Origin of the sequence: Okeania hirsuta, from assembly GCF_003838195.1 — a bacterium.
Lineage (GTDB): Bacteria > Cyanobacteriota > Cyanobacteriia > Cyanobacteriales > Microcoleaceae > Okeania > Okeania hirsuta.
In genome coordinates this window covers 1-8,242 of the sequence record NZ_RCBY01000281.1, presented here as the reverse complement: position 1 = coordinate 8,242, position 8,242 = coordinate 1, and the positions used below count along the sequence as shown (strand labels likewise).

Below are 8,242 nucleotides of genomic sequence, written 5' to 3'. Positions count from 1 at the left end.
ATGTAATTTTCCTCCTGTCTCCTGTCTCCTGTCTCCTGTCTCCTTCTTCAATTGTGGGTATTTAAAGAGACATGATATTAGATAATAGTAAAGTCAAGATCGCCTTCTACAACATTCAGCACTATTGCCAGATAATCTTCTTCATCATCCCTCAACCTAATAGCTACACCGTTTTCTCCACCTACAACTGTTGTCTCAAATTCTATGTCACTACGCTCCAAACCATTAATTAATCCAATTTGATCGTCTTCTTCAGGGTTGTAGTCTGTAATAATATCTGCATCTGATGGACTGAGACCACCTGTATTTTCACTAATAGCAAATAAATCTTCTCCTGTTCCTCCAGTTAAAGTATCAGAGTCGCGGTCGCCGACTAGAGTATCATCACCTTCACCTCCATCTAGAGAATCATCTTCTTTACCTCCCAAGAGGCTATCATCTTCTAAACCTCCAAAAAGACGGTCATTCCCTTTATTACCATAAAGTGTATCTTCATTTTCTTCACCAAATAGAGAGTCATTATTCCTACCACCCCACAATGTGTCGCTACCATCACCCCCTAGAATAGAATCCTGTTGTTGACCACCTAGTAGGGAATCATTACCTTCACCTCCGAGCAAAGTATCATTATCTCCCTCTCCAAAAATTCTATCTCCTCCGCCTCTACCTTCTATAGAATCTCGACCTCCCATTCCCATAATGAGGTCTGCTCCTGCTGTACCATTGATACTCTCATCCTCTTCTGTGCCGAGAATTTCATTGAATTGATTTCCAGAACTCCCACTTCCATCGGTGCTTGTGCTATTACCACTCCCATCGCCATTACCACCTCTATTGGTATCGTTACCCCCTCCTGGCATTGATTCATCAATAATCGAAGGCCCAAAAAAACTAAACAGATCGATTACACCGTTAAAAAGGTCTTCTTGTGTTGCCGTGACCATAAAACTTTACCGAATAACTTCTTTGTGAATAATATTTATATTTATATTTATAGTAATAGTATAGATTGGTTAAGACATAAAGTGATACAGTATCCGGATAATTAGTTATCGTATAAGTCAGGAGTCAGGAGTCAGGAGTCAGGAGTCAGGAGAAAGTAGTGAGAAAGTAGTGAGAAAGTCAGGATGAGAGTGGGAAAAATCTTGGGATATTCCGGCATTTTATGTCTGTATTTAATGGAAGTAGAAAGTGAGATAACTGTATAACCGGATTTCATATGATAATGATTTTTAGACAGGAAAATGTTTTTCCTACTGTTTCTAGAGCCAGGGAAACGGAGTTTAGATCGCAAATCTAGAGAGAGCCTTAAAGATTAACACTATATATAGTGTCCTTACGTAAGTCCTGTTTTTAGATGATTTTGCCACTGAATATGGTCTGGGAAAGAATAAAAGAGTTCTACTGGTCATCGATCAAGCCGGTTGGCATACCAGTCATAGTTTGAAGATACCACAGGGTTTGGATTTAATCTATTTACCTGCCAAGTCACCAGAACTACAACCAGCAGAACGTTTGTGGCCTTTAACTAATGAAGTTGTGGCCAATAGCTCTCCCCTTTCTTTAGATGAACTTGAAGAACTATTAGTCTTTCGGTGCCAACAACTAATGAAACAGCATGATTTAATACAAGGACTAACTTGCTTCCATTGGTGGCCTCAAACTAGGGCTGTTCAATTATAAGCGATCGTTTGAACATAAAGGTAGTTTGCGAACGCCATCTTTTTGGCCATAAAGTTTGAATACTGCTACTGTAATGATTCTGGCTTTATTATAAGTGATCATCCGAACATGATATTAGACTGTTATGAAATCACTGGAGGTAATGTCATTTGCTATTACCCCTTCAAGTACAGTTAAAACTTCATTAGTGAGGGTGACCTTAACTTCAGTGCTTGTACCTGCATTTTCAATCGTTAATTCGCTGAAAGTTAAACCGTTAGATAATCCAAGTTTATCGTTATTAACTTCAAAGTCTGTAATAATGTCAGTTCCATCTCCTTGACTATAGATAAATACATCATTACCACCACCACCAGTTAGGGTGTCATCACCAAGACCACCTGTAAGTTGGTTGGCAGAATTATCACCTATAAGTTCATCATCACCATCAGAAGCAATCAAGTTCTCAATATTTGTTAAAGTATCTTTAGCGACAACCGTATTGATAATAGCATCTTCCCAAACTTCAGCTATCTTATCGTAACCACTAGCTGTCAGATGATAACCATCCTTAGTGATGTCACTAGACTCTAAAGGTGTATTAAAAATATCTACGAAATGTACATTATGTCCACTAGATTTTCTGGGTTCAACTATTTCACTAGGTATTCGCTCGTTAAACTCCTCAGTTCTCGCTTCTCTGTCCGAGTTACTAAAGTTTGGCAAAATAGATGCAACTAAAATTTGTGATTCTGGTAGTGCTGTGTTCATTCGATCTACCAGATCACCAAGGTCTGCAAGAGCAGTATCTGGACTATCCCCTTTATTAATATCATTTGTACCTGCCATCAATAAAACCATATCAGGATCATAAGTGGCTAAGGTATCTTCAATATTTGTGTATCTTGCCACTGATGGGTGATTTTTACCTCGAGCTTTACTGGCGTTATCTGTAAGTTGATTAATAGTGAATTTACCACGACCTTCGTGGTCTTGATCAATATCAGAAGGACCACTGTATGCTGTACCAACAAAATCTATATTGTAGCCAGCACCATTTAAAGACCTCCATAATTCGTTACGATAGCCAGCATTGCTGGCATCACTAGGATATCCGCTAGTGTTAGAGTCGCCTAGAGGTAAAATTTTAAAGTCTTCAGACCAAGTTTCAAACTTACGGCTGACTTCACCAGTCATCTATGCTAGCAATAAGTCCACTGGTCTTGTTGCTAGCATAGATGACTGTATCTTGACCCTCACCGCCATCGTAGCTGTTGTTACCAGAACTACTGACGAAATTATCATCACCAGGACCACCGTTAAAAGTATTATCTCCACCTAAACCATTATCTGGAGAAGAAGCATCATTGTCTACAACTGTTAACACCGCTGTCTCCTCAGTGCCGAGGGTGGCTCCTCCTGTAGGGGAGGATAAAGTTAGATTAATTGTTTCGTCATTCTCTTGCTCACTGTCATCAACAATAGAGATATTAATTGTTTTCTCTGTTTCTCCATCTGCAAAATCAACTGTTATGGGAGTGCTGTCATAATCATTATCTGCTGTTGCTGTACCGTTAGAGGGGGTAACTGTCACACTGACTGCTCCATCACTGCCACTGCTACGAGTAACTATGACGGCACCTTGAGTAGTACCATCTTCATTTATGCTGTAAGTGGTGTCGCTAAAGGATAATGTTCCTGGTGCTGGCTCTGGTGCTGGTGCTGGTGCTGGTGCTGGCTCTGGTGCTGGTGCTGGTGCTGGCTCTGGCGCTGCAACAGGGATAAATTCAATGTAATCAAATCTTGCCCTCTCCCCTCCCTCTTTTTCACCGTTAAGGGTGATGTTTTCTCCATTATTAATCTGTAGACTTGTAGCGATAGTCCGCTCTACAAAATTTTTACTACTCACCGAGCTATTACCCAAATCTTGGTCAAATACCGAGGAATCAATGGTCTGATTACCAATTTCTACTGAAACAGAAGATTGACCATCTTTTTCATCATAGTAACCTACTACTACATTGTATGTACCTGTATCTCCTGTAAACTGAGTTGTGGCACTACCTTGTGTGTGTTTTCTGGATACAGAGACTACTGCATCACCTGAAGCTACACTTCTGGATTCAGATTTGTAGCCACTTAGAGTCATATCTTCTGCTTCTATACGCAATGGTGAACCACTATTACCATTATCTGGAGAAGAAGCATCATTGTCTACAACTGTTAACACCGCTGTCTCCTCAGTGCCGAGGGTGGCTCCTCCTGTAGGGGAGGATAAAGTTAGATTAATTGTTTCGTCATTCTCTTGCTCACTGTCATCAACAATAGAGATATTAATTGTTTTCTCTGTTTCTCCATCTGCAAAATCAACTGTTATGGGAGTGCTGCCATAATCATTATCTGCTGTGGCTTGCTATTAATTGTTGGTAAACAATGAAAGTATAGGCAACAAACACTAAGATCAAATGACGCATCATACTGGTTTGATCTCTGAGTTGATCTTCTTTTCAACCCAACCATCCCAGAGCTTCCCGATCAAACTTTTCAATATAGTTTCTCTCACAAAAGGTTGTGACTATCCATTCTCCGGTCACACTTTTATAGAACCCCTGAGCGTATCTCTCAAAATTTAGGCGATCGCCAATCTCTGAAGCATTAGTCGAATAAAACACATAATTTACTTGGCAGTAGCATTTTCCAGGGTTCTTTTCCTGGGGAATGCTGCGCAAACAAAATTTTTAGTCAAGCTTTTACACCTCTCAATCCAGGAATTGGTTCTTTCCATCACCCACCAGGATTGAACAGTAACAAACCCTTTTTTTCCCAGATTCTCTTTCTCTAACTTTGATGGTTTTGGCGATAGTTTAAACCTAATCTTAGTCATAATTGCCAGATAAATTTTCTTTAACTCCTCTATGATCTTTTCAGGGTGGTATCCATAATCAAGTAAGATAGTAGTCTGAGGAATATTGACTGGTTTGGATTTCAAATAGTCGATGTTGTTAGGGAAACGGAGTTTAGATCGCAAATCTAGAGAGAGTCTTAAAGATTAACACTATATATAGTGTCCTTGCGTAAGTCCTGTCAAAGTTTAAACTAATTTTTGGCAATATTATTCCATAATCTGCAACCCTAAAAGAATTGCTTGGTTATTTTTGTCAGAGCCTAATAAACCTGGTCGTAATTAAAGTTATTTTTTAAAAGAGGATATTGGGATACTTTCAGATTGGCGAGATTTACTAGTCAGGAGTCGTGATTTTTAATTCCTATGGATCTAAGACCTTCAGCAAATATGATGACTTATTTGCTGGTCTTAAGTTTGATTGCCCACTAATTTATTCTTACTCCTGTCTTGTGTCTTCTGATTCATTCTAGTTTATACCAAATCTGATTATTAAAGATGATCAGATTTAACCCTCTCCTCATCTTCCCTATACCCTGTCTCCCCATTTATATAAAAGGATACTCTATAAACTTAATTTAGTATTATATAGCAGTCTGAGGTGTTGTTAATAGACATCTGGTAAAAATCAAAAATAAAATTAATTCTTATCCATAAATTATCAATTATTTCTCCCTGTTGCTTTCCGGAGCTGTTGCCTGTTGCCACTTTTCTGGAGATGTCTAATAGTTACTCCCTTATTGAATCAATTAAGTTTGCCTATTTTATAAGATTAAAGGACTCTTCTAAAGGTCTATTCCTATTTCTGATGAATTTCAATGTCCTTATTTGAGAAATTATTTTGGCGAAGCTATAGATTTCTGCTAATTTTAAACTAAGTCGATAATAATAATCAAAGCTAAAAAAATTATTTTTTGGTATTCAGACTTGCAAGTAATGAGAAAAGCTAGTGAATCATGAATTTATGAATTGACAAATTAATAGCTAATGACCATAGATCGAGCTATTAGAATAATACTTAATACTGGAGTGCAAATAAATATAATGTTAAATGCAACAGAAATATTAATAAATGCTTTCGTAAAAGAGTTACAAGCAGGTTACCATCGTACTTATGGTGGTTTTAAGCCAAACTATCCAGAAATTATTGCCTGGGCAGGAAATATGGCTCTAGAAAATATTGCTAATTGTGATGCTTTATATCACAACGTTGAACATACAATGTTAGTTACTCTTGTCGGGCAAGAAATTTTGCGGGGTAAGCACATTCGTGAAGGTGGGGTGTCTCCCGAAGATTGGTTACATTATATTATTTCATTATTGTGCCACGATATTGGTTATGTTAAAGGAGTTTGTCGAGAGGACCAAGAATTGTTAAGTTTATATGCTACAGGAATCAATGATGGAATGGTTTCTTTGGCAGATGGTGCTACTTCAGCTAGTCTTACTCCTTATCATGTGGATCGAGGTAAATTAGTAATAGATGAACGTTTTGGTGGTCATCGACTAATTGATGCAGATCAAATTAAACGTAATATTGAACTAACTCGTTTTCCTATTCCTAAGGCAGAAACTCATCAAGATAGAAATAATTTTTCTGGATTATCAAGAGCAGCAGATTTAATCGGTCAATTAAGCGACCCTAATTATTTGCTGAAAATTGGTGCTTTATTCTATGAATTTGAAGAAGTTGGCACTAATAAGGTTTTGGGTTATGAATCTCCAGCGGATCTAAGACGTAGCTATGCAAAATTTTATTGGGATGGGGTTTATCCTTATATTCCGGCAGCTATTAATTATTTAGAATTGACTCAAAGTGGCAAACAAATTATTGCTAATCTCTACGCAAATGTGTTTCAGGTAGAACATGAACCAAAGGAAAAAACTAATGGTACAAAATTACTAGATGCCAAGAATAAAAGTTACACGAATGGAGATATTCCCAAAACAACACCAGTGAATAAAAAGAAATTTAGTGAAATTTTAGGCTTGAATTTATAACTAGAAAAAATATGATTTTCACAAAAAAAACTATCAATCAATATAATTAATTTATGTAATTCAAATTAGATGTGATTTGAGTTAGTTTGCACGATGGTAAGTCACTGGTATAGAATCCAATCTAAGATTTAATAAATAACCACAATACATAATTTAGTTATAGCCTTTGAAAAGACATTGGAATTAAGCTTTAGGCCAAAGATTAGATTTGTTAAATAGAACCAGATGTTAATTGAGTTATTAGTTAACAGTTAACAGTACCTGCTGCAATAGGGAAGCTAGAAGATGCATAATTTTCTTTTTTATCCCCTCTTAAAATGCTTTTATCCCCTCTTAAAATCCTATTCCTTATACGAAACTCCTGAAAACTTTGTGGGGAGTGTGGGGAGAGTGGGGAGTAATATTATGTTTGGATAATCAGTTATAAATAAAATTTAAGGACTGAGAGTACTGACGGTACCAAAGAAATACTGAAATTATCAATACTATTCTCCAATATTTCCTCTTTTTCTCCTTTTTTTCCTCCTGAATCCTGACTCTTGACTCCTGAGGACTCACAACATTTATTTATAAGTATTCAACCGAATATGATATAAGAATCTTGTCTACAGTTCTCAAAAAAATGTATTTTTCAATATACTTTTCTCTGGAAAAAGACTCTAAAAGACTTACACATAACTTGTCTATTTTATCAAGTTTTATGTTAACTAAAGATGTGGGTAATGGATAGCTTAAAAGGGGAGGGTTGAGAACTTTTTTTTCGCTCAAATTGACCTTTGCTCATTCATTTAATGTTCTATATATAGGTTAAATTTACAGTAAACTAGACAGTCATTTCCAATCAGTAGAATTAAAACAGACTAAGAAACTATTTATTAAATACAAATAATTTTATTTTAAAGTACAATAAAATCATCTCATAAGATTAGATAAGTATTGGCGATGTTAGTTAATTTCTCATACCATTTATTTGTAATAATGCACTTAATAATTGTTGCTGATACTTTATCAAACTGATTTTATCATATTTTTTTAAGTACAACTTCATGGAGAAATGGTATAACAAAAAAAGTAAATTTTTTGGTAGACCAACATTTAAAAAGTCAGATAAATGAAAATCACTAATTTTTACTAGAGTTAATCATCTCAAGACTGCAATTACAGCGCTTTTCTATTTAACTAGACTACAAAATTATTTTGGTTTAGGGAGTAGGGAGCACGGAGCAGGATAATACTTTGCTAACTGTGGCCTATCTATTTAAAAAATGCTATAAGTTTGACAGTAAATAAATAATTATTAGTAGATTTGGGAATTTTCTAGTAATAGTTTATAGACCTATTTAAGATCGTTTTACTATCAAGAATACAGCTATAACTAAACAAACTGAGAACCTATAATATATCTCATTTACAGCGGTTTTAATTTCGGTAGACCACAGTAGGGAGTAGAGTCGGGACGTTCATGAAACCTCCCTATAGGGCGCATGATTGTGACGATGTGGTTGATTAATATGAAAAGCGCTGTATAGTAAAAATACTGGATAATTAGGGCTTGCTGATTAAATATAAAAGCATTGACATATAAAGACAAGTGCCTTTTTGGGAACGAAAAAAGTGCGCCTGTTTCAGTCTAAAACGCTCAAAAAGTTAGTATTTTAGGCGCATAGTTGGGCAGAA

5 protein-coding genes and 2 pseudogenes are annotated in these 8,242 nt (G+C 36.2%); 2 read left to right on the top strand and 5 right to left on the bottom strand.

Going from position 1 to position 8,242, the window contains the following annotated elements; all coding sequences use genetic code 11:
• Positions 1–77: 77 nt before the first annotated feature.
• Complete coding sequence (locus D5R40_RS28000) at positions 78–944, bottom strand: calcium-binding protein (RefSeq protein ID WP_124144843.1); 867 nt, start codon at positions 942–944, stop codon at positions 78–80.
• Between the two features lie 409 nt (positions 945–1,353).
• Here D5R40_RS28000 and D5R40_RS27995 point away from each other — a divergent pair.
• Positions 1,354–1,683: pseudogene (locus D5R40_RS27995) on the top strand (transposase); the annotation flags it as partial.
• A gap of 114 nt (positions 1,684–1,797) precedes the next feature.
• Here D5R40_RS27995 and D5R40_RS27990 read toward each other — a convergent pair.
• The 4 genes and pseudogenes from D5R40_RS27990 to D5R40_RS36255 all read right to left on the bottom strand — a co-directional run bounded on the left by D5R40_RS27990 (position 1,798) and on the right by D5R40_RS36255 (position 4,334).
• Positions 1,798–2,859 (bottom strand): SGNH/GDSL hydrolase family protein, encoded by a 1,062-nt coding sequence (locus D5R40_RS27990; protein ID WP_124144845.1) that lies wholly within the window; start codon positions 2,857–2,859, stop codon positions 1,798–1,800.
• On the bottom strand, positions 2,849–3,811 hold the full coding sequence (locus D5R40_RS27985; RefSeq protein ID WP_375339419.1) for a Calx-beta domain-containing protein: 963 nt from the start codon (positions 3,809–3,811) through the stop codon (positions 2,849–2,851). The genes D5R40_RS27990 and D5R40_RS27985 overlap by 11 nt, the downstream gene beginning before the upstream one ends.
• A 69-nt stretch (positions 3,812–3,880) precedes the next feature.
• A pseudogene (locus D5R40_RS42925) lies at positions 3,881–4,060 on the bottom strand (Calx-beta domain-containing protein); the annotation flags it as partial.
• A 109-nt stretch (positions 4,061–4,169) separates the two neighbouring features.
• Positions 4,170–4,334 (bottom strand): hypothetical protein, encoded by a 165-nt coding sequence (locus D5R40_RS36255; RefSeq protein WP_161564505.1) that lies wholly within the window; start codon positions 4,332–4,334, stop codon positions 4,170–4,172.
• 1,274 nt (positions 4,335–5,608) lie between these two features.
• Here D5R40_RS36255 and D5R40_RS27970 point away from each other — a divergent pair.
• Positions 5,609–6,565, top strand: coding sequence for an Npun_R2479 family HD domain-containing metalloprotein (locus tag D5R40_RS27970; protein WP_124144847.1), 957 nt, complete (start codon positions 5,609–5,611; stop codon positions 6,563–6,565).
• Positions 6,566–8,242 lie beyond the last annotated feature (1,677 nt).